Below are 25,691 nucleotides of genomic sequence, written 5' to 3'. Positions count from 1 at the left end.
GCGTTCATGGCCCTCCCGGACGCACCGCGGAATGGGAGCATGCCTCGCATTGTGCCTATGCGCTAGATCAGAAGCATTTGGTGAAAATCACTGTGCGAAGCGATGCGGCCGCCACTGGCGCTGCGCCCCATCGGGTGTTCGGCCGAATGAGATATATCGCCGATAACGATCGAGGGAGGTCCGGCGATGGCCGTTCGCCCGCGCTGATCAGTCCTTCAGCGATTCCAGCAGCCGGAGGTGCAGATCTCGTATCACCACTGACGCCTCCTTCTTGGCGGACAACTCGTCGTAGTTGCCGTTACGCAGGAATCGACAGATCGAGGTCTGCATGTCTACCACACGTCTGAAATTCATACGCCGGATCCGCCATTCGGCCTCTTCCAACCTCGCCATGGGGCCGGTCATTGCGGCGTGGGCCGGAAGGTAGCGCGAGCCCGTGTCGGAGAATGCCATCCGCAACCAAGTCAGGCCGTCCACGACGTCGGCTCCGGCCAGAAAATAGAGCGGTGCCATGAACGGGTCGAGCCCGCCGAAAACGTGGATCGGTTTGTAAACGTCGTTCGCGTCAAGCAACGCGCGCAGGCGGGCAACGAAGGTCAGCCTCTCGACGAAGGTATCGCCGGCTTCTTTCTCGGTCACGCCGACGATATCAAAGAGCTTGAGCGACCTGGCATGGTCCGCAATCGACGCTATTGTGAGTTTATCCCCGTTGCGCGGCTTGAGCAGGAAGGCGCTTCCCAGCCTTGGATCGCTTCATGAGCGGCGAGGATCTGGTCCTCGATCGGCAATTGCGTGCGATCGTAGCTGACGGCAACGACGGGGCAGGTGACGTCGATCCCCGCCAGCGTCTCTGCATGAAGTTCCGGCGACCAGGGAAACGACGCGTGATCGGCGTTGCCCCCTCGAAGCCTGCCCTCCTCGTCGACGAGTGTTCTCGCATACCGCAAGGGCGCTCGCGGCGGCGCGAGTTTGCCGAAGAACTCGGCCCGAGCGCTTCGATTGGTTTACTCCGGACGCTGGGGGAGATCCGACAGCGAGGAGGGAAGCGCGTTATCGCATTCGCCGGAGAAGGCCATTTTGACCCAGCGGTGCTGACCAGCAATACCTTCGATATCGAATGGCCGCCACGAAGCGGTCGACGGCAGAGCTTTCCCGAAGTCGACCGCGCGGACTGGTTCGATATCGAGTTCGCGCGGACTAAGATGCTGTCCGGGCAGGTAGAGTTTCTCGATCGTCTTTTGGAGATCGCGGTTGAGAGCGCCGGGAAATGACGTTCAGGATTGGAATCATTTCGGACACGCACGGTCTGTTGAGGCCCGAGGCGGAACGACGCCTGAAAGGCGTCGATCAGATCGTCCATGCTGGCGACATCGGGCGGCCCGAGATCGTGGACGCGCTTCGCCGGATCGCGCCCGCCACGGCCATCCATGGAATCGTGGACAGCGGCGAGTGGGCTCGCAAATACCCCGACACGAAACTCGTGCGCTTGGCGGGAAAGTCGATCTACGTTCTGCATGACCTGAACACACGGCAGGCCGATCTTGGCGCCGGCATCGACGTCATCTTTCCGGGCATTCCCACGTGCCCAAGATCGACACGGTCGGTGGCGTTCTCTTCCTGAATCCTGGCAGCGCGGGACGGCGGCGCTTCAAGCTGCCGATCACGCTTGCGACGCTCGAAGTCACGCGTGAGGGCATGCGACCGGAAATCCACGACCTTGGAGGCGACTGAGCGCACCACTACGGACGGAATTCACAGCGGAGGAGGCGAATGCATCAATCCGTTCCGTTTGCCGGTTAGGCCCCAAAAGGAAGCGCTATTTGCGCGGACGTTCCCGCTCGCGCACGACATCCTTCGCCCGCTTGTCGGACCTGAGCCCGAGGTAGACGGGTTGGCGCAGTTCGCCCTTGCTCGTCCATTCCGCGAATTTGACCTCGGCCACCAACGAGGGCCTGACCCAGGTCGTCGCGGCCTCATCCTTCACTTTGGCAGGGAAGGGTGATTTTGAGGCCGTCAGCTTCATGAGCTTGGCATGGATGTCTTCCAGGACCTTGTGGCTGAAGCCAGTGCCGACATGACCGATGTAGCGCCAAGCGTCATCTTCGCGCACGGCGAGGACCAGGGCGCCGAACAACGGACTGGTGCGCCTGGGCGCCGTGAAGCCTGCGATCACCACTTCCTGTCGCTTTGCCGTCTTGATCTTCAGCCAATCCGGGGTCCGGCTACCGGACGCATACGCGCTGTCGGCGCGCTTCGCCATGATGCCTTCGAGACCCTTCCGCCGGCCTCGGCGAAGAATTTCGTGCCGTTCCCTTTACGGTGAGCGCTAAAGGCGATCAGCTTGTCGCGCGGCAGAATTGCCTTCAGCCGCTTCTTGCGCTCGAGGAGAGGCTGCTTGCGCAAGTCCACTGCATTCTCAAACATGAGATCGAAGACGCAATACTTAAGCTTCGCTTCATGGCGCAGCGCGTTTTGGAGCAGCTGGAAATGTGAGACGCCGTCCTTTCCGATCGCGACGAGTTCGCCGTCGATCACAGCGTCGCCCTTCACCCCCTCCAGCGCTTTTGCGACCTCGATATAGCTGCGGCTGATGATCTTGCCGTTGCGGCTGTAGCGTGCAACCTTACCCCGCCGGATTTCCGCGATCATCCGGAAGCCGTCGTACTTATCCTCGAAAACCCAGCCGGGGTCGTCAAATGGCGCGTCGGTGAGCGTCGCGAGCATCGGCTGCAGGCGCTTGGGCAGGGTCGACGTCCGGCTCATTCGAGGTCAATCCTTAAGAGCGCGTTGCGAAATGCATGGACGTCCTTCAAGGATTAGGGAACGCTACGAGGCCGCGTCATGTTCCGCAGGCGCCGTGACGTGCGCGACGTTGACGATTGATCGGGGAGGGCGGATCAGACAGATGGCCAGGAAACTGAAAACCTATCAGACTTCGCTGGGCTTCTTCGATCTGGCGATCGCCGCGCCATCCATGAAGGCGACTCTGGAAGCATGGGGCGCCGACAGCAATCTCTTCCATCAGGGCGCAGCGAAGGAGAGCCACGATCCGGACGTTATCGCGGCGACCATGGCAAAGCCCGGCATCGTTCTCAGGCGTCCGGTTGGAACCGACCGACCTTTCAGCGAGCATGCCGAGCTGCCCACCGATCTTGGCGGCGGCGGACCAACGAAAGTTTCCCGCAAGTCGAAAGGCCCGAAGACGAAGAAGCCTTCCTCTCGGCCCGTCGACCAGGCCGCGGAGCGGAAGGCCGCTCTCGCCTACGAACGGGAGCAGAGGCGCCGCGAGCTTGAACGGGCGAAGGAAGAGGCTGCCAGGCAGAAGGAGCGAGAACGTCGTCAGCAGGCGGTCGACAAGGCGCAGGCTGCGTTGGACAAGGCCGAGCAGGAGCACGCGAAGCGGACCGCCGCCATCCAGGCCGAGATCGAGGCTCTTGAGAAGAGATCGCAGACCGAACAAGCCCGCTGGGATAAGGAGAAGGAGCGATTGGAAGCCGCGCTGCGGCGCGCGCGGGCTTAGTTTCTTTGGCGGCACTCATGAGCGAAGGCCCGCGGTCCCCTTCGAGCGCTCATCGTTCGGGACCTTGGACGCGTGCTGCGGCCTGGTTCACGGCGGCGCGGTCCCGTCGGTCCTCGGGAGCGAGCTCCATGACGGCCCGATGTAGCTCGGCTGGAATCATTAGTTGGCTTTCCAAGGGCTTGTTGGCCCACTGCCAGAAGCGATCGAATGCATCCATCACAGGTCCTCCCGCAGGCCCCGGAAGAACGGGTGCCGCACCTTTCCCTCGGCCGACTTCGCGCGGTACTCGATCTCGGCGAGCAGCTTTGGTTCGACCCAGATGCCCTTATGTGCGATCCGCTTGGTGTACGGCTGCGCCTTCCGGATCAGCGGCTTCAGTCTCTTCTGGAGGTCAGCGGCGGACGTCTTGTCGAAGCCATGATCGACCTTGCCCGCATAGATCAGATCGTCGCCCTTGAGGCGGCCGACATAGATGCCGTCCCATTTTCCCTTGTCGAGCGCGAACCCGGCGATGGTCAGCGTCTCGCGCTGGATGCAGGTTTTCTTCACCCAGTCGCTTGTACGGCCCTTCGGATAGGGGCCGTCTCGCACCTTGGAGACGATACCTTCCAGGCCGAGTTTGCAGGCGTGCGCGAACATCTCGCGTCCCTCGATCTCGAAGCTTTCGCTGAACTGGACGTCGGTGCCGGTCAGGATCTTCTTGAGTTCGGCTTTGCGCTGAATGAGCGGCAGCTTCCGGAGATCGCGGCCGTTCAGATAGAGCAGATCGAATGCCACCAGCACGATCTTGGTCGACTTGCCCTTCAGCTCGTTCTGCAGCACCGAGAAATCGGTCGTGCCGTCGGCGGCGGGAACGACAATCTCGCCGTCGATGACGGCCGAGCTCGCCTTGATGCGCCAGGGTCGTGGGCGACCTTCTTGAAGCGATGCGTCCAGTCGTGGCGGCGCCGGGTGAAGATCTTCGCCGCCTCGTTGGCCAGGTGGACCTGAACACGGTAGCCGTCGAACTTGATTTCGTGAATCCACCGCGTGCCGGACGGCACCTTCTCGATCAAGGTTGCCAAGGCCGGTTCGATGAAGCCGAGCAACGGCGCCTTGACGCCAATAGCCGGGGGTCTTTTACGCTGAAACGCCACTGAAGCACTCCACGCAACAGCTGATTCAAACTGAGACAGTTCGAATCGTTCCGGAACCCGCGAATCCCTTGCTGCGTTGGTTTGTCATCAAGTCAGACAGGAGGAGCCGATGGCGGCAGCGAAGAAGACAGCGCGCGGGCGCAAGCAGGACCGGGCCCGTGTGGCCGGCGGGCAAAAATATGAAGTGCGGTACGAGTCCAAAAAGACACGGCGGTCGGCGTCGGCGGTCAAGAAAGCTGTCAAGAAGGTCGGCAACAGCCGGAAGCGCGTCGAGAAGCGTCTCGGGCGCTAGTTATCTTTGCTGGCGTCGATTGTCCGGCACGTTGCCTAGGCCTCGGGCGGGCATTCGGGGCAGGTATCGCCGAAGGAGTCCAAGACCTCCGTCATCGCGCCGGCGGCCGCCTCGGGCGAAAGGCCCAGTGGCGGATGCTGGCGGGCGATTTCGAACGCCCGCTCACGGGCGTGCGGATCTGCGCCGTCCTGCATCCAGCCGTGGTACTCACACTCGCGGATCGCGCCTGCCTCCTGCAGCACGGCTATCGCCCACCCCCGTACCGTGTGGATCGCCGTCCGCCGCTCCTTGGTCATCAGCATCAAGATCGCTCCTCCCCGACGGACGAATCTTGCGGCCCTCGATTCGTTCCGGCTGCTAACACAGACCAGGGATTCCAAAGCAACGGGGCGGGTGCTTGTCCACGTGTTCCGCTGCCCCTGTGCAAAACCAGCCACGCAGCAATCTTGTCTTCCTTGTCCGCGTCGCGCATGGCGACTTTCAGCGCCAGGTCTGGTAAGCGCGCTGCAGCGCCTTTGCCTCATCCCAAGGGGGCGCGCTGGGACGAAATTTACGCGCTTTGCCGGCCGAGCGGCCTGGCATTCAACGCGACCGGCCAAGATATTAAGGATGACGGCGTCTGGAAGGTCTTTGAATTCACTTGGCAGATGGATGCGATTCTGCTCTGGGCTCGCTTCGAGGGGCGCTGGCTGCGCGACAGAGAGTTTCATTATCCCGAGCGGCCAAAGAATCCGCCGGCACTGAAGCCACTTGAGAGCTGGCCGGAATCCAGTCCGCGAGATTTGCGGTAGCTACAAGGTCATCGGAATGGGGCGAACCTGTGTCGCATTGATTCTCGCCATTCTGTCGAGCGCGGCGCTGGCCGATCAGTTTGTCGGACAGGCCAGCGTGATCGACGGCGACACGCTGGAAATGCATGGCGTGCGCATCCGGCTTTGGGGCATCGATGCACCGGAAAGCAGCCAGCTGTGCCGCGGCGAAGACAGCTTACAATATCGTTGTGGTGCGCAGGCCGCCAACGACCTTGACGCCTTCATTGCCCGCCGTCCCGTCAATTGTGTTCCAGTCAGCCTCGACCCGTATGGCCGCACGGTCGCGACCTGCTCGGTCGCAGGCAGGGATCTCGGTGAATGGCTTGTACGCAACGGTCTTGCGTTGGATTGGCCCCAATACTCGAAGGGCAGGTATCACGAAACTCAGCGCGAGGCTGAACGCACCGGCCAAGGACTCTGGAAGGGCAGCTACGTGGAGCCGTGGCTTTATCGTGCATGCATCCGCGCAAGTGGAAAGCCGTCCGCCTGTTCGGATGATGCAAATGCCCATCCTTGATGCGATCCCAGCAAGGCGCCAATCCACAACGTGCGATGGCCGATCACCGCACGTGGGCCGGGTAGCTCTGGCGCGGTTGGGGCGACTCACGCTACCCATCATTCCCAATCACCTCACCGCACAATGGGAATGAAATGGTTGCAGCTATCCGTGAATTGCCGGCCTCTGGTTACGCGCTTGAAGTGGACGGCCGGCTCAAAGCCGAATTTGCAACCAGAGACGGCGCCAGGGCAGGTGGCGAAGAACTAAAGAGGCGTTTTCCCATGCTTCGGATCAGGATCTATGACGCGCAGACGCATGCGCGCGAGGAAATCTAGGTCCGCTGATTCAAGTCATGGCGGAGTTGCTCGGCCTGCGCGCGTGCGGCTGCCGCCGCACCGGGCTCTCGTGTTGGGGTGGACGGCCCCCTTCCGCCGGTCTGCGTGGCAGGATGGGTCGTCGATGACCTCAAACGAAGGAGCCGCCCGTGGAAACGATTGTTCGTATCGGTTTGGACACGTCAAAGAGCGTATTTCAGTTGCATGGCGTTGACGGGATGGAGCAGCCGGTCTTGCGACGCAAGTTGAGACGCGGCCAGGTTCTAGCGTTCTTCGGCCGTTTGCCGCCTACGCTTGTCGCGATGGAGGCTTGCGGAGCGTCGCACTATTGGGCGAGGGAGCTGCGTTCGCTGGGGCATGAGGTGGCGATGATCCCGCCGCAATATGTCAAACCGTACGTGCAACGTGGGAAATCCGATGCGGCGGACGCCGAGGCGATTTGCGAAGCCCCGAGTCGACCGAAATTGCAGAAGAACTTCGTGCCAATCAAAAGTCCCGAGCAGCAGGGCGCACAGATGCTGACTCGTGTACGCAACCAGTTCATTGGCAGGCGCACCCAGCTCGCCAATTCGATCCGCGGCTACGCCGCAGAGTTCGGTTTTACCGCGCCCAAGGGGCTTTCAAGGCTTCCGCAATTGCTGATCGATATTAGGGCTGATGCGACAGTCCCGGACTTGGCGATGGAGTTGATAGAGGCGTTGGCTGCAGAAATGGCGCGCGTCGATGATCAGATCGTTACGCTCGACAAGAAGCTTATGCAACTCCATCGGAGCAGCGAGATGAGCCGAAGACTTGCGACCATTCCAGGAATTGGTCCGATCGGCGCGACGCTGCTGTCAATTAAGGTCGTAGATGCGCGCGGATTCAAGTCGGCAAGAAACTTTGCTGCGTGGCTCGGCCTGACGCCAAAGAATCACTCGACGGCTGGCAAGAATCGGCTCGGGGTCATCACCCGCGCCGGCGACGGCATGTTGCGAACCGTTTTGGTAGCTGGCGCGACGGCAGTGATCGCGGATATGCGACGACGCGGGAGTCGCCCTTGGTCCTGGCTGAAAGACATGATCGCGCGCAAGCCGCCGAAGCTGGTGGCGATAGCGTTAGCAAACAAGCTGGCGCGGATTGCTTGGAAACTGATGGTCAGCGGCGAACGGTACCGGCCTGCGAGCGCCGTACCGATGCCAACGCCGACATAGACTTGAACGACAAATTGAGCTTGGCGTCAGACGGGCAGATCTGACGCTGGGGCCAGAACTTGCAGGAAAGGAAGAGGTGGTACGTTCGGCGCGAGCCGGTCATGTGAGACACTCCGCTCGGTTTACCGGCAGCAAATGCCGCTCTCGTGTTTGGAGCTCACCGTCCGCGAAGCCCATCTTGGCCAGTGGTCGCAAGACCCGAAAATAGGCCGGACATATGAGCGCAAGCGATCCGAGCATGCTGCCCGAGCCAATCCTTGCAAGTCGGGGGCCGTCCACATATAAACCGAGCCGCTTTGTGTCTCGGCCGTGCGGCGTCGATCCCTTCTGTAATCCGAGTTGCAAGGTCAAGCCCCTTTTCTCCAGGGACCGGAACGTCCGGTTTCAGGGTGATACTGTTGTAAAACTCGACTGATCTCATTGCCGGGCTTCGCTGTGGAGTTTTTAGCGGTTTGTTGTTTGGGTCTTCCTTTGTTGGGGTTGCGGTGTAGGAAGTTGCGCCCGAGGTGATGCTATGCCGGGCAAATCGTCGCCCGGGATGGTGGGACGCGACAGAGAAGCTTGGCGAGCCGTCTGAGGTTTTGTGCGGTTGCCGTGAGCAGGACTTCGTCCCTGACGCCGCTCAAGCCCCGCAGCCGGAACCGGTCGAGCCTGAGAATGCGCTTCATGTGCGCAAATCGCATCTCAACCTTCTTACGCTCGCGGCGCGACTGTTCGAAGGCTTCTGTATTGGCCAAGGCGCGGACACGATCACGCACGTCTTCGTTAAGGTCGCGGGTAATTTTGCGCACGGTTGCGGTCGTGCACTTCGGCTTTAGTGAGCAGCGGGAGCAATCGTTCTTGCTGGCCCTGTAGTAAACGATATGCCCTTGATCGATATTGCCTGTGCTGGTCAGTTCCGCGCCACCTGGGCAAACATAGATGTTGCGCCCCTGATCAAAGACGAAGTCAGCACGGCTAAAAGTGCCATCGGGTCGTGCCGACTTGTCCCACACCGGTACGTGCGGTGCGATGTTGCGATCCACCAGCCATTTTAACAACCTGACCGCGCCATAGGCCGTGTCGCCCGCGAGCGTCCGGGGCCGTAGGTCAAAGCGTCGCTCGACACGCTCCACCATGGTCTGGGTGACGGCAATCTCCACGGCTCGGTTCGCCCGGCTGCCCGCAGCATCGATGATGACGCCGGCTTTGTTGTCGATCAGGTAGTTCGCATCGTAGGCCAAGAATGGGTCGAGGCCCGGCCTCGCAACCCATGTCGCTTGCGGATCGGTAAGCGAGACTTCCTTGGGAGGCTTGCGCCGCCGGCCGCCTTCGCCCGAACCGTCGTCGCCACCATGATCCTCCTGACCGCGAGCGGCATCGAGAGCTACGAGATACTCGCGAACCGCATGGGATGCTTCCTCCGCCTTCGGCCACGAAAACGGCTGGTCGCCGGGGATCCGCTTCGTCTTGTTTACATCCGCCTTGATCAGGCTCGCATCGATCGAGAACGCTTCGCCTCCAACCAGGCCGGCCCCAATGCACATCGCCACCACGCCCTCAAATATCCGGCGCAGGGCGTCGCTCTCTCGGAAACGTTCGTTCCGCGCACGGCAGAACACAGAATGATCGGGGATACGGTCCTCAACGCCGAGCTTGCAGAACCAGCGATACGCAAGGTTTACCTGAATCTCAGCGCAAATCCGCCGCTCGGAGCGGATCGCAAAAATATAACCGATAAGCAGCATCCGGATCATCAGTACCGGGTCAATCGAAGGCCGGCCCGTGTGCGAGTAATAAGGAGCTAGCTCCTTGTGCACCCAGTCTAGATCGAGCAAACCGTCGATCTGCCGCACCAGATGATCAGGTGGGACCACCTTGTCGAGATGAAAGGAATAGAAAAACTGTCCTTGCTCGCCTTCCCGACGACCCATCATGCGCCGCTCCCGCAGATGACCTATCCAAAGGAATCACGGATCGCGAGTCGTCTCAACGGGAGTTTTGCAACACTAGGGTAGAAGCGGCCACCCCAAGATCTAGCGCGGAGGTCTCACTTTGACCCTGGCTGTTCTCTAATTCCGGGCGTGAGGTCAAGCTCTCCTTGAACATCCTTGCCGGGTCCATGGTTCTCTCCGCGGTAGGGGCGTGCCCTCCGCATGATGGCGTAAGACGACGTTGGCGGATCAATGTGTGAAGCGCGCTTTGCCCTTTCGAGCACCGCAAAGCCAGGGGCGATCTCACCAACGCCAGCGTCCCGGCGGGGACGTTCACTCCCGCTATTCGGCGGGAACTCGTTATCCTTTATGCAGGCTGATCAGCAGCATCCTTTGATGACCATCTAAATTCGGTACCATCGATCCACATCCGATGCAGAATGACAGCAAGTTTTCGGGCAACCGCAACCTTGGCTTTGCGTAGCCCGCTTCGTTTCGCAAGCCGCAGAATGCCCCACGCCTTGAGTGCTGACCATTTTGCTACGCGTGTGAGCAGCACATTGGCCGCCTCGTGGAGGTAACTTCGCAGCATCTTGTCGCCGCATTTCGAGATTCGGCCCGTCCAGTCCATCTCGCCGGATGCGTATCGGCGGGTGGTTAGCCCTGCGTAGGCTCCGACGCTTCGTGATTTCTTGAAGCGAGCGGGGTCATCGATCGTCGCAAGGAAGCAAAGGGCCGTGACCGGGCCGATGCCAGGAGCCGTCATGAACCGTCGCACTTGAGCATTATTGCGAGCCAGCCGCAGCACCTTGCGGTCAAGGTCCACAATCTGTTGCTCGACGGCCTCGCGTGCCTTCAGCAATGGATCTACCGCGGCAAAAAGCTCTGAATCCTTGGCCAACTGCGCGGCGGGCACAGCAAACATATTCATCTTTTGCTCGTCCGATGACGAGCCCAAGATTCTTGAGGAGCCCTCGGATTTGATTTTCGACATCCCGCTTGACCTTGACGAGCAGAGCTCGACTGACAAGAAGGGCTTTGGTCGCATGACTATCGAGGTCTTTGACGCAAACCTCCTTGTACCAACCACATTGCATGATACGCGCTATGCCAGCAGCGTCATTTCGGTCGCTCTTGTTAATCTGCATCTTCAGAACCGCCTTCGCATGCCTGGCGTCTATGCAGATAACGGGTAACCCGATCTTATTCAGCTCGGTCCACAACCATGTCGACGTTGCTCCGGTCTCGAGTCCAATTCGAACGACGTGTGGCGCGTGCAGTTTGATGAACGTTGCGATCGCCTCCGGGGCAGACGCAGCCACCCCTTCGCGCTCGACCGTTCCTGTCCGATCGACGATGCAGATCGACGTCAGTTTCAGCGACACGTCCAATCCGACATAGTGCTCCATTGCCTCTCTCCGTCATTGCAAGGCCCTGAGGTAGGCCTCGTCGATTCCTGGAGAGCTGATTCCCAGAGCCTGAGTATGGCTCCGAGCCCGGAATTACCCCATGTGTAAAAACGCCATGCCCCTGTTATGATTCTCTCGTGATTCTGCGGGAGGAATCGATGACGCGCTTCGTTGAAGAGGCGGATCGTGGGCAATGGACGCTGTTGCCCGAATGCCTCGATGATTTCATTGACGAGAGCAATCCGGTTCGGGTGATCGATGTGTTCGTCGATACGCTTGATTTGGCCGAGATGAGTTTCGATGGAATTGAGCCTGCGGCGACTGGTCGGCCATCGTACCATCCCTCGGTACTTCTTAAGCTTTACATCTATGGCTATCTGAACCGGGTGCAATCGAGCCGACGGCTAGAAAGAGAGGCCGGACGCAATGTCAAGGTGATGTGGCTGTTGGGTCGGCTTGCTCCAGATCACAAGACGATCGCGGACTTCCGCAAGGACAACGGCTTGGCGCTGCGCAAGGTCTGCGCGCGGTTCGTCGAGCTTTGCCGTGAGATAGGCCTTCTCGCCACGGCGAGTGTCGCCATCGATGGCAGTAAGTTCAAGGCCGTCCGGGATAAGAACTTCACGCGGGCAAAGGTAGAGCGGCGGCGTGCCCAGTTGGAGGAGAGTGTGGCGCGGTATTTGAGCCAGCTTGATACGGCCGACCGGCAGGAGCCGACGGAGGCGCTGGCTGCGAAGGTGACGAGGCTGAATGAGAAGCTTACAAATCTGAAGGAGGAGATGGGCAGGCTTGCCGTCTACGAGAAGCAGATTCGTGCTTCGCCTGACCAGCAGATATCCTTGACCGATCCGGACAGCCGATCGATGGCAACGAGCGGCCGCGGGTCTGGCGTCGTCGGCTACAACGTGCAGGTCGCCGTTGATACCGAGCATCATCTGATTGTCGCGCACGAGGTAACGAACAGTGGTTCAGATCGGGCGCAACTTGCCAACATGGCTAACCAGGCGAAGGCTGTGCTGCAGACCGAGACTCTCGAGGCCGTTGCCGATCGGGGCTACTTCAGCAGCTCCGAGATCCTCGCTTGCCACGAGGCCAACATCACGGTGACGCTGCCCAAGCCGATGACTTCTAGCGCCAAGTCAGAAGGGCGCTTCGGCAAGCAGGACTTTGTCTATTTACCGGAGAAAGACGCCTATCACTGTCCGGCTGGGGAGCAACTGCCATATCGCTTTACTGGCGAGGAAGATGGCAAGCGGATAAGGCGCTACTGGACCACAGCCTGTCAAAATTGTTCGCTCAGATCCCAGTGCACGACAGGGCCGGAGCGGCGGATTCCTCGATGGGAGCATGAGCATCTGCTCGATGCTGTGCAGCAGCGCCTTGATGCGACCCCGATGGCTATGCGTCAACGTCGCGAGACCGTCGAGCATCCGTTCGGCACGATGAAGGCCCGCATGGGCGCGACACACTTCCTGACCAAAACGCTTCCGAAAGTAGCCGCCGAGATTGCTCTTTCGGTTCTAGCCTACAATCTAACAAGGGTCATGAACATCGTCGGGATCAAGCCGCTGATCGCTGCGATCGCGGCCTAAGAACTGCGTGTCTCCTGCCTTCCGGGCCAGATACCCTTAGGCACCGTTTTTACACGACCAAGACCCATTGCGGAAGTGGTCGGCTTTAAGGGGGAGCGCCCTAAACCTTCGTATTGTTCCGTCACCCATCTAGATGCCGGACGATTACCTACGTTCAATTGAGCTGCTGATCGTGATCGTCTTAGGCTGCATGCGTTGGAAACGCGCACAGGCTCATCAAGTGCGACAGTGAAAAAAGGATGATCGACGAACAGCTGCGATAAAGCCAAGAGGAGAGTACAATGCCCAACTGCTCCGAAAGTCTTAGATCTGGCGGTGCCGCGCGATGCGCAGTTTGTGATGGCAAGTTCGGTCTCGTCCGGCACTACTCGTGGCGAACGCCTCTTTGTTCCAAGAAGTGCGTCGATCGCTTCAGAGCTCGCAGGGAAAGTGACCGCAATTGGGTGGGCTGGCTCCAGATCACCTTCAACCAGCTGCCAGAGAACCGCGCGAGGGCTTTGTGATGGTCCAGATCTCACAACGAGGCAAGGCATATTTAGAGACAGCACGGACTTTGCTCCGTGCAGCCCAAACCATGACCGACTCAGCGATTGCGGGTCAGCTTAAGGCCCTTGCCGACGACTACGAGCGGCGTGCTGAGAAAGCTTGGCATGTTGATGCGGCCAAAGCATTCGCCCGATCGGCTGCTAGCGCTGAACGCGAATTGCGTGCATGACCGGGTGGGCAGCTTCAAACATGTTCCCCGAATTCTGTACCATTGAAGCGCTGAACCTGCGCCCCGGCTCCAAGGAGCTGGAGGCATTCAACGTCGAGCGTGTGCGCGGCTACCTCGAGTGCAATCTCGGCTGCAAGAAGAAGGAAGTGATTCACGCGCTAGGCCTGCATCCGCGCACGGTGGCCAAAGCCATCAAGATCATCCGGGCAAATGCCCATCGCAGCGATGGGGCTCTCCAGTCGTGATCAAGATCATCGCTGTGCTCTGCGGTCTCTCCTCTCCGGCAAATTACCACGAGCAGACCGTGACCACCTCGGACTTCGCCGACGTTTCGATGCAGTCTTGTCTGATGGGTGCGACGCAGCTCGCCGAGTGGATGAACCTGCATCCGGCAGAATGCCCGGCGGGCTGGCGCTGCGTGATCGGCAAACAGGATGGCAGGGGAGCTTAGGGTGAAAAGCCGCTTCCCCGGTTGCGTTGAACCGCTTAATCCCAAAGGCTGCAACTACTGACTGGGACCGTTCGATAGCCAGCAAGCCCTGCCGATCGAGTAAGTCCTTGTTTGCGGTGCATGAGTCCGGAAGTGGGCCCTTCTCGGACCTCCGCTTAAATCCTCCAGATGTTTGCTATTGGGGCAAACTGAGAAAGGATGTTTGGGCGGCCAGCCCTTCGGTCGGTCACGCTCTAGTCTCGGGCATCGATCCGCGACCGGAGCCACCGCTCGCCGGTGTCTCCGCCCATTCGGGTAACGATCGTTGCCGCATCATGCGGCTATCCGCAATCCACCACTGCCTGGCCCGCGCTTCTGTCCGGAGTCAGCCTATGGCATGCTCCATGATGGGGTCCGGCGAGTTAGGTCGCCCAAGCTCACAGCGCGTGCTTGAGCACCGCACAGGGATCGAAACGGACTGACCCTCCCCACGTCCTCGGCAGAACAGATTGTTACGCCGGGACGATCCTTATGTGGGTTGGGTCACAGGCGGCTTTCCAAAACGGAAGTCCGTTTCCTCGACCCACATCCGATGCATGATAATCGCCAGTTTGCGGGCAACCGCCACGCACGCTTTCCTGGACCCGATACGTTTGCCGAGCTTGACACCCCAGGCCCGAAGTTTCGACCACTTCTTAGAAATCCGCATGTGCGAGTTCGGGGCTTCATAGAGCGCATGCTGCATCAGCTTGTCGCCGCACTTGCTGATATTGCCTGAGCGATCAATCTCACCCGACTGATAAGCGCGAGGGGTCAATCCCAGATGCGCCGCCACGGCCTTGGAATCCTTGAACCAGTTTGGATCGTTAATCGTCGCCTTGAACGATAGGCTCACGAGCGGACCAACGCCGGATACGGTCATCAACCGCCTGCAAACATCATCCTTGCGAGCCATTTGCGAAAGCTGCCGATCCATAAGGGCCTTGTGCTTGCGCATCATGTTGCGCACTTCGAGCAGTGGCTCGATGGCCATACGCAAGTCAGGCGCATCCGCCAGCAGAGTTTCGACCTTCGCCGCAAACCGACTTCGGTGCACTGCACCAAACCTTAATCCATGCACCTTCATCAATCCCCGGATTGTGTCTTCGATCGCCAGCATGTGATCGACGAATTTCTTGCGCGCGATCAGGATCGTTCGAAGCAACTGTGACGCTTTGCTTTTCACATGAACCGATCGATTGTGTCCGAGGCGCATCATCTCAGCGATGCCGCGGGCATCGCTGCGGTCGGTTTTGTTAGGACGAGAGGACAAGAAGCGCTGTGCATGCCGGGTCTCAATGCAGACGATCTGAAACCCACTATCAACCAATGCGCCGTAAAGCCATTCGGAAAGCGGACAAGCTTCGATGCCGACGAGAGCAATTTTGTCTCGCCAAGGCGAGAGCACCGTTACCAACGCGACCGGCTCGCTTTCGGCTTTGCCTTCCCATACCGACGAGCCATCCGCTTCGACGACGCAGATCGACGTCATTCTTAGTGAAACATCCAGTCCGACATACAGGGCCATCGCTTGTCTCCTTTGCTGGGCCGAATCAACCCCAGCACAAGATTAGCGAGTGGCCGGGATCGGATTACCCCAGCTCGCGCAAAGGGATGCGGAGCTCCTCGCCGGGGGCACTCGGAAAAGGGGCTCGCCTGCGGCGATCGCTATCACTGCCCCGTTCCCGGGTGCCGCTATTGAACCGGTCTCGTCGCTGCACTCGGACCCGCGTGCCCCTTCGGGTCGCTATGCTCACGCTCTCCGGGTGCCATTTTCCATCGAGGCGATGCGCCCCTGGCGCACGCCTGGTCGGGCCTGCGGCCCTAGGTAGCTCAACGCAATTCCCATGAACACCCGATGGAAGGCGGGCTGCGTCGCAGATTTCGCATTCTCTCAGGTAGAGGCGAGAGTCAGAGTGTCGGCCGGGTTTTGCCGTGACGGGTTACAGGCTGCGAGAGAGGCTCGCGGCGCCCGTCGCGGAGATCCGCGATGTCCAGACAATATTCTCGGGCGCGCACCGGTGAGGACCGGGCAAACCTCTATGACGACATCACCAACAAGATCATCGCCGAGCTGGAGGCTGGCCGAGTGCCGTGGGTGCAGCCTTGGGGCACCGCGGCGGCGAAGGCGCCTTTGGCCATGCCGAAAAGCGCCGCGACCGGCCGTCCATATAGCGGCATCAACATTCTAATCCTCTGGGGGGCCGCCACTGAGCGCGCATTCACCGGTCAGAGCTGGCTTACATTCCGCCAAGCGCTGTCGCTCGGTGGTCACGTCCGCAAGGGCGAGCGCGGCACGACCGTCGTCTATGCCGACCGCTTTGTGCCGGTCGACGAAAAACGCCGCGCGAGCGAGAGCGGTGAGGAGGCGCAGGCCATTCCGTTCCTCAAGCGCTTTACGGTCTTCAACTGCGATCAATGCGACGGCTTGCCTGCAGAGATCGCAACAACGGCGCCGCCTCCGCTGCCAGGCCTGATCGAGCCGCAGGTCGAATATCTGATCAAGGCGACCGGCATCGACTTCCGCATCGGCGGCAACCGCGCCTTCTATGTGCCCACGGAAGATTATGTGCAGGTGCCGCCACCGCAAGCCTATTTCGAACCGATCAATTGGCATCGAACGGCCCTCCACGAGCTGGCGCATGCCAGCGGCCATTCGTCACGTCTCAACCGTGACCTTTCAGGCGGCTACGGTACCAAGAAGTATGCCTTTGAGGAGTTGGTTGCGGAGATCTCGTCTGCGTTCGGTTGCGCGTCCCTCGGTATCGTGCCCACGGTGCGGCACGCCGACTATATCGGCTCGTGGCTGGAAGTGCTGCGCGAGGACAATCGTGCAATTATCCGGGCCGCTTCCCAGGCTAGCAAGGTCGCCGATTATCTCCTTGGCTTCCTCCCAGAACCCCTAGTTGACATGACGACGGAGGACCAGCAGGCGGCGTGACGATCTGCTCGGTGGCCGCGGGCGCGAGAGTGAGAGGGCAGGGGCGTTTCCGCGACGGGTTGGAGGCCGAGAGAGAGGCTCCCGGCCGCCCGTCGTGGAGAATCGATATGACGAAGGCTGTCGAAAAGATCACCCTGTCGCCCTCACGTGACATTCCGTTCAACAAGCTGGTGCTGAGCCAGTCCAACGTCCGGCGTGTGAAGGCGGGCATTTCCATCGAGCAACTTGCCGAAAGCATCGTGCAGCGTACTCTCCTGCAGAGTCTCAACGTGCGGGCGGTTGTGGATGCCGAAGGCAATCAGACCGGCATGTTCGAGGTGCCGGCAGGCGGCCGGCGCTATCGTGCGCTGGAGCTTCTCGTAAAGCAGAAGCGGATGGCAAAGACGCAGGCAGTTCCTTGTGTGGTGCGCGAGGGCGGCATAGCTGAAGACGACTCGCTTGCAGAGAATGACGAGCGGATAGGGCTTCATCCGCTCGATCAGTTCCGGGCATTCCAGACCTTGAGTGGCGCCGGCATGTCCGAGGAGGATATCGCTGCCCGGCACTTCGTGACACCGGCCGTCGTGAAGCAACGGCTCCGGCTGGCGTCCGTGTCGCCAAAGCTCCACGACGTCTATGCCGAAGACGGCATGACTCTCGAGCAACTCATGGCCTTCTCTGTTACCGCCGACCACGCCAGGCAGGAGCAGGTCTGGGAGAACGTCAGCCGATCCGGCTATGATGAACCGTATCAGATCCGGCGAATGCTCACGGAAAATACTGTGCGCGCGTCCGATCGCCGCGTTCAGTTTATTGGGCTGGATGCTTACGAGCAGGCTGGTGGCGGCGTTTTGCGGGATCTGTTCGAGCACGATGATGGCGGCTGGCTCCAGGACGTGTCTTTGCTCGATCGTCTCGTGACAGGAAAGCTCAAAGCCGAAGCCGAGACGATTGCAGCCGAAGGCTGGAAGTGGATTTCGCTCGCCGTCGAATTCCCCTACGGCCACACGGAGGGCCTGCGTGAGCTGGAGGGCAAACCTGTCGATCTCTCCCCAGAGGAGCAGACCACCATCGACGCACTCAACGCCGAGCAAGCCAAGCTTGAATCCGATTATCAGAATGCCGACGAGTTGCCCGATGAGGTCGATGAGCGTCTCGGCGAAATCGAGGCGGTACTGGCCGCGTTCGAACACCGGCCGATGATTTACGATCCGGCCGAGATTGCCCGCGCTGGCGTCTTCGTCAGCATGGATTCCGAAGGGCGCCTCTCGGTGGATCGGGGTTACGTCCGGCCGGAGGACGAGTTGTCGGCAGACGATCCTGATGTCGGGCAGGACAGTGATGCAAAGTCCATCGACCGGAAGGCGGCTGATACTTCCGTCCAGCGCACAGTCATCGCAGTGGCCGGCGCCGCTACTGATCCCGAAGAAGATGATGAGGACGCGACGAAACCTCTGCCGGATCGGCTGATCACTGAGCTGACAGCGCATCGCACGCTGGCGTTGCGGGATGCGCTGGCAGAAAATCCTGCGATCGCTTTCCAGGCGGTGCTGCATAACTTCGTGCTGACGGCCTTTTACCGGTTCGCATCGTCCGGAAGCTGCCTTGAGATCGGACTTCGGACGCCGACCTTTCCGGCTCAAGCCCCTGGCTTGAGGGAAAGCGCGTCCGCGAAGGCCGTCGAGGCGCGGCATGAGTCCTGGAAGGCACGGTTGCCGAAGGGAGAGAACGATCTCTGGGATGCGCTCACGGCCCTGGACGGCGCCGCACAGGCATCACTGTTCGCTCACTGTGCGTCATTTGCGGTCAACGCCGTCCATGAGCCGGCCAACCGTTACAATCAGGGTCGCGTCTCCGCCCACGGCGTCCGCACCCGGCTCGACCAAGCCGATGTCCTGGCCCGCGCTGTCATCCTGGATATGGTTCAGGCTGGCTGGAGACCCTCCGTCGACAACTATCTCGGCCGGGTCACCAAGCCGCGCATTCTGGAGGCGGTGCGGGAAGCCAAGGGCGAATCGTCCGCGCAATTGATCGACCATCTGAAGAAGGCCGACATGGCCAAGGAGGCTGAGCGTCTTCTCGACGGTGCGGGCTGGTTGCCAGAGCCGCTGCGTCTCGTCGGCGCCACCTCGTCGTCAATGGAGGAGAGTGAAGCGGGCCCGCTGCCCGAATTCCTCGCCGATGACGAGGATCGGGACAACGCGGGCGACGATGATCCGCAACAGCTCGACGCGGCTGAATGACGTCTAGAACGGGATGGCTCCCGCCGTCCACAATTGCTTGGGGACCGGTGCGCCGCGCCGGTCCCCATTCTTATGGGCGAGGGCTGAGAGGGAGAGCCGGGCCGGGAAGGGTTTGAGCCGTCGGGTCTTAAGGAGAGCGCCTGATGGTTCGACCCCTTCCTGCTCTCCGAAAGAACCCTGTCATGACCGAATCTCTCGCCAGCGGCGCTGCCGCCGCGCCGCTCTCGATGCATGCCACTGCAAGTCTCACCTCCGCCGCCGTCAGGGCTGCGCGACAGCTCGTGATTGATCTCGAGCGGGGCCGTCGCATCGATGCCGCTGTCCTGCGCAGCGCCATGGAAGCTGCCTACGGCGCTTCGGACGCCACTGGCGTCTGGAACTGGAAGACCGCCTATGATGTCTGCGAGGCGGCGACCGTTCTGTTCCTTCGCAAGTTCGGCCCGGCCATCCGGACCAAGGCTGGCTCGACGGCCGCGATGCTGCCCATGCTCGCGAGAATCGCGCGCTGTCTGCCGACCCACACACGGCGCTCCGAGGACAGCCAGGCCCTTCAACAATTCTCCACGCCGATCCCGCTGGGGCTCGCCGCATGCACCGCGGCCGGGGTCACGCCGTGCGACCGGGTCTTGGAGCCCTCCGCGGGGACCGGCCTGCTCGCCATCTTTGCCGAGCTCGCGGGCGGCGCCTTGATATTGAACGAACTGGCCGGGACCCGGGCGGCCTTGCTCGACCAACTGTTCGCCAACGTCGAGGTCACGCGGTTCGACGCCGCCCAGATCGATGATCACCTCGATGCGGGTGTCGTACCGAGCGTCGTCCTGATGAACCCGCCGTTCTCGGCATTGGCGAACGTCGATCGACGGATGGCGGACGCGGCTTTCCGGCACATCGCCTCATCCTTGGCGCGTCTTTGCGACGGCGGGCGTCTGGTCGCCATCACCGGCGCGAGCCTTGCGCCGGATAATCCGGTATGGCGAGATGCCTTCATTCGCCTCCAGCAGCGCGGGCGAGTGGTGTTTTCTGCCGCCATCGACGGCGCGGTCTATGCGAAACACGGAACGCAGACCGACACAAGGCTGCTCGTGATTGACAAGCAGCCTGCTGCTGATCCGAAGGTCTTTGAGCCCTCGCTAGGCATGGCCGGCGATGTCGCCACCTTGCTTGACTGGGTGACCCAGTACGTGCCGCCGAGGCTGCCCATTGCCACCCCTGTCGTGGTCGACGTCATCAGACGCCCCGCGACGTCGCGGCGGGCCGGCGCCTTTGCACCCAGCTCATCGTCCACTTCGGGAGACAGCGCGCCAGAGGGCGTCGAACTCACCTACGAGATGGTCGAGGGGATACCGCCGGAAGGCGCTCGACTGACCGACGCGCTTTATGAGGAATACGCGCTGCAGGCGATCCGTATTCCGGGCGCGCATGCGCATCCGACCAAGCTCGTGCAGTCCGCCGCGATGGCCTCGGTTGCGCCGCCGAAGCCGTCCTATCCGCCACACTTGCCGGCCAATGTCGTGGCGGATGCAGACCGACGCGGGCGAGCGGATTATCGGCCGCAAGGTCTCGGCGACCTGGGTCGCGAACGTCCTTACAGCGGACGCGCCGGTGTTGACGCCGGACGCTGCCTTTGCCGCGCTCGTGGAGGGACGGACCGTCCTCGAGCTTGCGGAGGGGCTCCAGCTTCGTCGCGTCCGCGTGATGGGCGCACAGCGCATCGAATTGTCCGGCTTCAACGACACGATGCGCGATCGCTTGCGGGCCTATGGCCTTTTTGGAGAGATCATCTCCTGGAAGCTGCGCATGTTTGTGCCCACGGACGCGAGCGGTGTCGAGATCCTGTCGAAGGTGCTCTACCGCTATCCAGTCGAGCGTGCCAGTGAGCGGGAGGCAGCCTGATGCCCCGCTATGCGTCCGAACTGGCACGCCGCCTCGCGCGCGAGGCCGAGGCGGTTTGCCGACACTATCTCTCCAATGGGAAGCGGGAGGGGCGGTACTGGCTAGTCGGCGACGTCCACAACACCCCGGGCCGCTCGTTGTTCGTGCGGCTCCAGGAATCACGGAAAGGACCCGCCGGCAAGTGGACCGATGCCGCAACTGGCGAACATGGCGATCTCCTCGACATCATCCGCGAAACCTGCGGCTTGCGCGAATTCCGCGAAGTCGCCGAGGAGGCGAGGCGCTTTCTGAGGCTGCCTCGTACTGAACCGGAACTCGTCCAGAAACCCGTTCGTCCGTTAGCACCGGCTGGATCGCAAGAGGTGGCGAGACGGCTCTTTGCTATATCGCAACCGATCGAGGGGACCGTGGTCGAGGCATATTTGCAGCGTCGCGGGATAGGCCGTGTGCACTATGATGGCAGTCTGCGTTTCCATCCGCGCTGCTACTATCGGCCCGATGAACACCTGGCGACCGAGACCTGGCCGGCGATGATCGCCTGCGTCACGGATCTCGAAGGCAGGATCACCGGCGCACACCGCACCTGGCTCGACCCGGACGGCTTTGATCGCATTCGGCTCGGCAAAGCCCCGATCGATACACCGCGACGGGCCATGGGTGACCTTCTTGGCAATGCCGTTCGCTTCGGCGCCGTGGATGACGTGCTCGCTGCTGGCGAGGGTATCGAGACGATGCTTTCGTTGCGCTACGTGCTGCCGACGATGCCAATGGCGGCTGCGCTTTCGGCCAATCACCTTTCGGCCATGTTCCTGCCGTCGAGCCTTCGCCGGCTCTATATCGCCCGCGACGCCGATGCCGCCGGCCATGCGGTGCAGGCGACTCTCAGCCAGCGCGCAGCAGACGCCGGCATTGAAGCGATCGCGCTGTCACCTCGGTTGGGCGACTTCAACGAAGATCTGCATGTCTTCGGTCTCGATGCCCTCCGAGCAGCCCTGCGGTTTCAGCTTGTGCCAGAGGATATCGTTCGCTTCCTGCATTCGTCGACGGTGGCCGTGGAATAGCCCCCTGTCTTCGATCGACGTTGATAGGCCGGTCATAAGCGAGGCCAATACCGGAAGAGGACGCGACCTCGGCCTTCTAGAGGGCGATCGGACGGCAAGCGGCCCGGGCCGGCAATGGCTGCGTCCGGCTATTTTCCGCCGCGCGCCGGCGATGGAAAGACACATTGTCCATGTGGCCAGCGCGCTTTGCATCGCGAAGCAAAATAGCCGGCCTTCGCCATCCTCCGCTATCGCTTCGGCCCTGTCGGGTTCTGGCCCGTTCCGCCTGCCGTCAGAGGATCGCCACGAAGGCCGCGATGGTCGCAGCCGATCCGGCAAAGGACCTCTTCCCATGACCGACCATGACGACATCGAACCGCCGCACGCTACATCTCCGACCGACCACGTCCTCACCGAATTACAGCTCTTCGGTTATCGTCCCTTCGACGACCAGCCCGATCCAAGACCGCTCCCCGAAGGCGAGATGATCACCGGCGCCGTGGTCGATATCTTTGACGCCCTGGTTGCGACCCTGCGCGAGACGCGGCTTGAACCGGACCTTGACGATCTGCTCTGGTCGACCGTCAATCTGTTCCATCGTGCCGTCGACCGCATCGAACGGCAGCTCGACGACAACGAGCAAACGCAGCATAAGAGCCAGCGCGAGCAGAACGGCTCGGAAGTGCGATCGGTCGAACTCGAGCGCCTGACGGCCGAAGGCATCTCGCTGATCGAGCGTCGCAATTGCCTGGAGCTATTCCGGGATCAGGCCATCGAACGATTTGAGGTCCACGCCGGTTCAGCTTGGCGTCCTCGGTCGGGATCATTAGTCAATCACCGAACGCTCACCGCGGCAATGATCGACTCCCGCGACTTCATCGCCGCCAAGCGTCGTTCCGAGACTGAGGTCATGTTGCCACCAGGACCGAAAATCGCACTCACCGGTGGGCTCGACTTCAATGACCACCTCCTCATCTGGGATCGCCTCGACAAGGTTTATGCCAAGCACCCCGACATGGTCCTCCTTCATGGCGGCTCCCCGAAAGGCGCTGAACTGATCGCCTCGAAATGGGCGACCAATCGCAAGGTGCCACAGATCGCATTCAGGCCCGATTGGACGAAACACGCTAAGGCGGCGCCGTTCAAGCGCAACGACGCCATGCTCGAACTCCTGCCGATCGGCGTCATGCACTTCCCAGGCACAGGGATACAGGACAACCTCGCCGACAAGGCGAAGCGGCTCGGCATCCCGGTTTGGAGGTTCGGCGGCGCGTGAGCGCCGTCTAGCTCGCCTCAAGACAAGATGGAGCTGCACGCCGCAACTCCGCCTCGTTTCGATTTTACGTGCGAATCCGCGCCGTGGTGGTGGTGGTAGGCGCGACCGGTACATGTTTCACATGGAGCCACCGCCATGCTTGTCCTTGGGCTTGTCCTCAACGCCGTTGGCATAGGCTTGTTCTGCAGGCTGATCTTTGCGCTAGCGGTCCATGTTTTGCCGTTTTTCGTCGCACTCAGTTTCGGGATGTTGGCATTTCGTGATGGCACGGGCGTCTTCGGCGCACTGCTTATCGGAATTGCTTCTGGCACGCTGACGCTTGCCGCTGGTCAGGTCGTCGTCGCCGTTAGTAGGTCCTTGACCTTGCGCGTAACGATCGCAACCGCATTCGCCGTCCCTGCGGCCGTCGCTGGCTATCATGTGGTGTTTGCCCTGTCACAGATCGGGGTGCCTTCGCTGGCTTGGCGCGAGGCCTTCGCTTGCCTGGGTGCGGTTTGCATCGGCGGCACGGCATGGACGCGCTTGACCGTTTTCGCGGAGCTCCGCCCGTTGGAGTCGGGCGGGCTGGTGGAGAATATGCCTCGACCAGTTCTCACAGCCGCCACGCACGAGCGGTGAGGCTTCGTCGCCATCATCCGTCGAGCAAGACCGCGCAGGGCGTCACGTTCAACGAGGGGTCGTCGAGCTTGAGTGAGAGGTAGCCGCGTCCCTCATCGGAGCGCTTTAAGCAAGCCCTACCAGTGCCTGTCTGGCCCACATAGCTGCGGTGGAGCGGCGCGCCGCGCTCGATCATTCCTGCCGGGACGATACCGCCCTTTGCGGCAAATTGTTTCTCTTTCTGCGCCGAACCGTACCGACCTCTTGTTCAGCACAACCGAGATTCGCCAAGTCTTCTTCCGAGATTGCGGTTCAGCACGCGGACGCACGTGGCCTCTTTGATGGCTTGATCTGGCCGAAGACCGGCTGCGCCTCGATCGTCTGAGCCGCAACGCCGTTGGAGCGACTTTCTTCCCCTGGGCTTCGCCCATTCCTCGCGAGGCAAGAAAGTCGCTCCAACGGCGTCCTCCGCTGCGCTCCGGCCCGCGAGCGGGTGCGTCGCCGATCGTCCTCGGCCTGTCCATCGCCATCGAGGCCGCGGTGGTCGCGGGCTCGAAACACAACAGGAGAAGTGACATGGCTAACATCGGTTCCTTCAAAAAAGTCGGCAACGATTTCCAGGGCGAGATCATCACCCTGAGCTTGCAAGCCAAGGGCGTCCGCATCGTCGCCGAGACCAACCGCTCCAACGACAACGCTCCCAGCCACCGCATCTATGTGGGCCGGGCGGAGATCGGGGCAGCCTGGTCGAAGCGCTCCGAAGAGGGACGCGACTACCTCTCGCTCAAGCTCGACGACCCCTCGTTCAACGCGCCGATCTACGCGAACCTGTTCGATGAGGAAGGCGGCGAAGGCTACACCTTGCTCTGGTCGCGGCCTCGCAAGAACGGAGAGTGAGGCTCACTACCGCCAAGCCCCGCCCGAACTGCTCGGGCGGGGCTCTTCTCTTTTTGAACTCTATTTGCCAAACCGCTCCCTGCCACGCTGCGTGGGAACAAGAATCAAGAACGAATCTTCGACAGTTTCTCGTCAAGCAATTCTGCAGGTCGAACTTCAAGCGCCTGAGAAACTTGCCACATTGTAAGAAGGGTGACGTTTTGCAGCCCTCGCTCCATGCTACTGATGAAGGCGCGATCCACGCCCATACGTTCTGCAACGGCCTCCTGACTTAGGCCTAGGCCCAAACGAAATCGACGCGCATTTGCTCCAAAGACCTTGCGAATATCCATCCGCAGGATAGGAAGCAATCGCGTATTTCGGCGCTACGTGTTATAATACGCGGAAGAAAGCGATCGGTCAGGCGGCAGGCGCGTGCCGCGAGTTCAATAACTGGACTGGTCACTATGAGGAATTTTGCTGGAGCAGATGACACTATGGTAGTTGTGTGGAGATCCCAAGGGCAGGGACATATTTCGAGCAACGGAGGTGTTGGTAGCAGCCATGCACACCCCGCCACTCGATCCTGATGTCGCCGATGCAGCTCCGGATGATCCGGTGCTGACGGGCTATGATGAACAGCATCTCGTGACGTATTGGCGACTTCTTGATGCCGAAGCCGATGGCGCAGATTGGAAAGAGGTGACCCGGATCGTGTTGCATATCGATGCGGATCGTGAACCGGCGCGCGCCCGCAATGCGTTTGATAGTCATCTGACCCGCGCAAAATGGATGGCAGACCACGGCTACCGTGACTTGCTTCGCGGCGGCGCGCCTAAATAGTAAAATCGGTCATGAAGACTTCGCACCCGAGAACAGATTTCTCTGCTGACGCGTGATCGCCTGCAGGCATCACGCGATGCATAATTGGTGACTTCCGCAACAATCCCAAGCTTCATAG

General features: G+C 61.0%; 23 protein-coding genes and 6 pseudogenes. 19 read left to right on the top strand and 10 right to left on the bottom strand.

The window, feature by feature from the left end; translation table 11 throughout:
• Positions 1-207 precede the first annotated feature (207 nt).
• Complete coding sequence (locus tag FXB38_RS08655; RefSeq protein ID WP_148750458.1) at positions 208-639, bottom strand: hypothetical protein; 432 nt, start codon at positions 637-639, stop codon at positions 208-210.
• Between the two features lie 116 nt (positions 640-755).
• Between FXB38_RS08655 and FXB38_RS43670 the strand changes: the two genes are divergently transcribed.
• Both FXB38_RS43670 and FXB38_RS08645 read left to right on the top strand, forming a co-directional pair.
• Positions 756-1,271 (top strand): hypothetical protein, encoded by a 516-nt coding sequence (locus tag FXB38_RS43670; RefSeq protein ID WP_246229743.1) that lies wholly within the window; start codon positions 756-758, stop codon positions 1,269-1,271.
• A pseudogene (locus FXB38_RS08645) lies at positions 1,268-1,731 on the top strand (metallophosphoesterase family protein). The gene FXB38_RS43670 and the pseudogene FXB38_RS08645 overlap by 4 nt, the downstream one beginning before the upstream one ends.
• A gap of 85 nt (positions 1,732-1,816) precedes the next feature.
• On the opposite strand, the gene FXB38_RS43665 reads toward FXB38_RS08645, so the two are convergent.
• Positions 1,817-2,260: an ATP dependent DNA ligase gene (locus FXB38_RS43665; protein WP_246229762.1), complete on the bottom strand. Its 444-nt coding sequence runs from the start codon at positions 2,258-2,260 to the stop codon at positions 1,817-1,819.
• A pseudogene (locus FXB38_RS43660) lies at positions 2,255-2,724 on the bottom strand (ATP-dependent DNA ligase); the annotation flags it as partial. The gene FXB38_RS43665 and the pseudogene FXB38_RS43660, both read right to left, overlap by 6 nt.
• A 181-nt stretch (positions 2,725-2,905) precedes the next feature.
• Here FXB38_RS43660 and FXB38_RS08635 point away from each other — a divergent pair.
• Positions 2,906-3,520, top strand: coding sequence for a cell envelope biogenesis protein TolA (locus FXB38_RS08635; RefSeq protein WP_148750457.1), 615 nt, complete (start codon positions 2,906-2,908; stop codon positions 3,518-3,520).
• 216 nt (positions 3,521-3,736) lie between these two features.
• Here FXB38_RS08635 and ligD read toward each other — a convergent pair.
• A pseudogene (gene ligD, locus FXB38_RS08630) lies at positions 3,737-4,656 on the bottom strand (non-homologous end-joining DNA ligase).
• Positions 4,657-4,765: 109 nt separating this feature from the next.
• Here ligD and FXB38_RS08625 point away from each other — a divergent pair.
• Positions 4,766-4,948 carry a DUF3606 domain-containing protein gene (locus FXB38_RS08625; RefSeq protein WP_148750456.1) on the top strand — a complete coding sequence of 61 codons (183 nt, stop codon included), beginning with the start codon at positions 4,766-4,768 and terminating at the stop codon, positions 4,946-4,948.
• 35 nt (positions 4,949-4,983) lie between these two features.
• On the opposite strand, the gene FXB38_RS08620 is transcribed toward FXB38_RS08625, so the two are convergent.
• Positions 4,984-5,250 (bottom strand): hypothetical protein, encoded by a 267-nt coding sequence (locus tag FXB38_RS08620; RefSeq protein ID WP_148750455.1) that lies wholly within the window; start codon positions 5,248-5,250, stop codon positions 4,984-4,986.
• A 168-nt stretch (positions 5,251-5,418) separates the two neighbouring features.
• Here FXB38_RS08620 and FXB38_RS08615 point away from each other — a divergent pair, with 168 nt between their 5' ends.
• The 4 genes from FXB38_RS08615 to FXB38_RS08600 all read left to right on the top strand — a co-directional run bounded on the left by FXB38_RS08615 (position 5,419) and on the right by FXB38_RS08600 (position 7,787).
• The gene (locus tag FXB38_RS08615; protein ID WP_148750454.1) at positions 5,419-5,739 is read left to right on the top strand and encodes a hypothetical protein; all 321 of its coding nucleotides are present in this window, start codon (positions 5,419-5,421) and stop codon (positions 5,737-5,739) included.
• A 16-nt stretch (positions 5,740-5,755) separates the two neighbouring features.
• Complete coding sequence (locus tag FXB38_RS08610) at positions 5,756-6,277, top strand: thermonuclease family protein (protein ID WP_148750453.1); 522 nt, start codon at positions 5,756-5,758, stop codon at positions 6,275-6,277.
• A 134-nt stretch (positions 6,278-6,411) separates the two neighbouring features.
• Positions 6,412-6,594, top strand: coding sequence for a hypothetical protein (locus tag FXB38_RS08605; RefSeq protein WP_148750452.1), 183 nt, complete (start codon positions 6,412-6,414; stop codon positions 6,592-6,594).
• A 149-nt stretch (positions 6,595-6,743) separates the two neighbouring features.
• Positions 6,744-7,787 carry an IS110 family RNA-guided transposase gene (locus tag FXB38_RS08600; protein WP_148750451.1) on the top strand — a complete coding sequence of 348 codons (1,044 nt, stop codon included), beginning with the start codon at positions 6,744-6,746 and terminating at the stop codon, positions 7,785-7,787.
• 512 nt (positions 7,788-8,299) lie between these two features.
• Here FXB38_RS08600 and FXB38_RS08595 read toward each other — a convergent pair.
• A complete protein-coding gene (locus tag FXB38_RS08595; protein ID WP_148750450.1) occupies positions 8,300-9,703 on the bottom strand; it encodes a transposase in 1,404 nt (467 codons plus the stop codon).
• A 364-nt stretch (positions 9,704-10,067) separates the two neighbouring features.
• A pseudogene (locus tag FXB38_RS08590) lies at positions 10,068-11,109 on the bottom strand (IS110 family RNA-guided transposase).
• Between the two features lie 158 nt (positions 11,110-11,267).
• Between FXB38_RS08590 and FXB38_RS08585 the strand changes: the two are divergent.
• The 3 genes from FXB38_RS08585 (at position 11,268) to FXB38_RS08565 (ending at position 13,867) form a co-directional block, all read left to right on the top strand.
• Complete coding sequence (locus tag FXB38_RS08585) at positions 11,268-12,701, top strand: IS1182 family transposase (RefSeq protein WP_148750449.1); 1,434 nt, start codon at positions 11,268-11,270, stop codon at positions 12,699-12,701.
• A 735-nt stretch (positions 12,702-13,436) separates the two neighbouring features.
• Positions 13,437-13,661 carry a hypothetical protein gene (locus FXB38_RS08570; RefSeq protein ID WP_148750447.1) on the top strand — a complete coding sequence of 75 codons (225 nt, stop codon included), beginning with the start codon at positions 13,437-13,439 and terminating at the stop codon, positions 13,659-13,661.
• Positions 13,658-13,867 carry a hypothetical protein gene (locus FXB38_RS08565; RefSeq protein ID WP_148750446.1) on the top strand — a complete coding sequence of 70 codons (210 nt, stop codon included), beginning with the start codon at positions 13,658-13,660 and terminating at the stop codon, positions 13,865-13,867. The genes FXB38_RS08570 and FXB38_RS08565 overlap by 4 nt, the downstream gene beginning before the upstream one ends.
• 508 nt (positions 13,868-14,375) lie before the next feature.
• Here the strand turns inward: FXB38_RS08565 and FXB38_RS08560 are convergent.
• Complete coding sequence (locus FXB38_RS08560) at positions 14,376-15,413, bottom strand: IS110 family RNA-guided transposase (RefSeq protein ID WP_148750445.1); 1,038 nt, start codon at positions 15,411-15,413, stop codon at positions 14,376-14,378.
• A 462-nt stretch (positions 15,414-15,875) separates the two neighbouring features.
• On the opposite strand from FXB38_RS08560, the gene FXB38_RS08555 reads away from it, so the two are divergent.
• The 6 genes and pseudogenes from FXB38_RS08555 (at position 15,876) to FXB38_RS08530 (ending at position 23,875) form a co-directional block, all read left to right on the top strand.
• Complete coding sequence (locus tag FXB38_RS08555) at positions 15,876-16,826, top strand: ArdC family protein (protein ID WP_148750444.1); 951 nt, start codon at positions 15,876-15,878, stop codon at positions 16,824-16,826.
• Positions 16,827-16,933: 107 nt separating this feature from the next.
• Positions 16,934-19,048: a ParB/RepB/Spo0J family partition protein gene (locus tag FXB38_RS08550; RefSeq protein WP_148750443.1), complete on the top strand. Its 2,115-nt coding sequence runs from the start codon at positions 16,934-16,936 to the stop codon at positions 19,046-19,048.
• A gap of 182 nt (positions 19,049-19,230) precedes the next feature.
• Positions 19,231-20,568 (top strand): annotated as a pseudogene (locus FXB38_RS08545) (methylase); the annotation flags it as partial.
• Positions 20,569-20,940: 372 nt separating this feature from the next.
• Positions 20,941-22,002, top strand: a complete 1,062-nt coding sequence (locus FXB38_RS08540; protein ID WP_148750442.1) for a DUF7146 domain-containing protein — start codon at positions 20,941-20,943, stop codon at positions 22,000-22,002.
• Positions 22,003-22,333: 331 nt separating this feature from the next.
• A complete protein-coding gene (locus FXB38_RS08535; protein ID WP_148750512.1) occupies positions 22,334-23,257 on the top strand; it encodes a DUF2493 domain-containing protein in 924 nt (307 codons plus the stop codon).
• A 135-nt stretch (positions 23,258-23,392) separates the two neighbouring features.
• Positions 23,393-23,875, top strand: coding sequence for a hypothetical protein (locus FXB38_RS08530; protein WP_148750441.1), 483 nt, complete (start codon positions 23,393-23,395; stop codon positions 23,873-23,875).
• Positions 23,876-23,888: 13 nt separating this feature from the next.
• Here FXB38_RS08530 and FXB38_RS08525 read toward each other — a convergent pair.
• A pseudogene (locus FXB38_RS08525) lies at positions 23,889-24,035 on the bottom strand (DUF736 domain-containing protein); the annotation flags it as partial.
• Positions 24,036-24,430: 395 nt separating this feature from the next.
• Here FXB38_RS08525 and FXB38_RS08515 point away from each other — a divergent pair.
• A complete protein-coding gene (locus FXB38_RS08515) occupies positions 24,431-24,751 on the top strand; it encodes a DUF736 domain-containing protein (protein ID WP_007605948.1) in 321 nt (106 codons plus the stop codon).
• A 104-nt stretch (positions 24,752-24,855) separates the two neighbouring features.
• Here FXB38_RS08515 and FXB38_RS08510 read toward each other — a convergent pair whose 3' ends face one another.
• Complete coding sequence (locus FXB38_RS08510) at positions 24,856-25,083, bottom strand: helix-turn-helix domain-containing protein (protein WP_148750511.1); 228 nt, start codon at positions 25,081-25,083, stop codon at positions 24,856-24,858.
• A 211-nt stretch (positions 25,084-25,294) separates the two neighbouring features.
• On the opposite strand from FXB38_RS08510, the gene FXB38_RS08505 reads away from it, so the two are divergent.
• Positions 25,295-25,573, top strand: coding sequence for a DNA -binding domain-containing protein (locus FXB38_RS08505; protein ID WP_148750439.1), 279 nt, complete (start codon positions 25,295-25,297; stop codon positions 25,571-25,573).
• Positions 25,574-25,691: the final 118 nt, after the last annotated feature.

This window comes from Bradyrhizobium cytisi (assembly GCF_008123515.1).
Taxonomy (GTDB): Bacteria; Pseudomonadota; Alphaproteobacteria; order Rhizobiales; family Xanthobacteraceae; genus Bradyrhizobium; species Bradyrhizobium cytisi.
The sequence above is the reverse complement of the archived record's forward strand: the minus strand, read 5'-3'. Positions and strand labels throughout refer to the sequence as shown.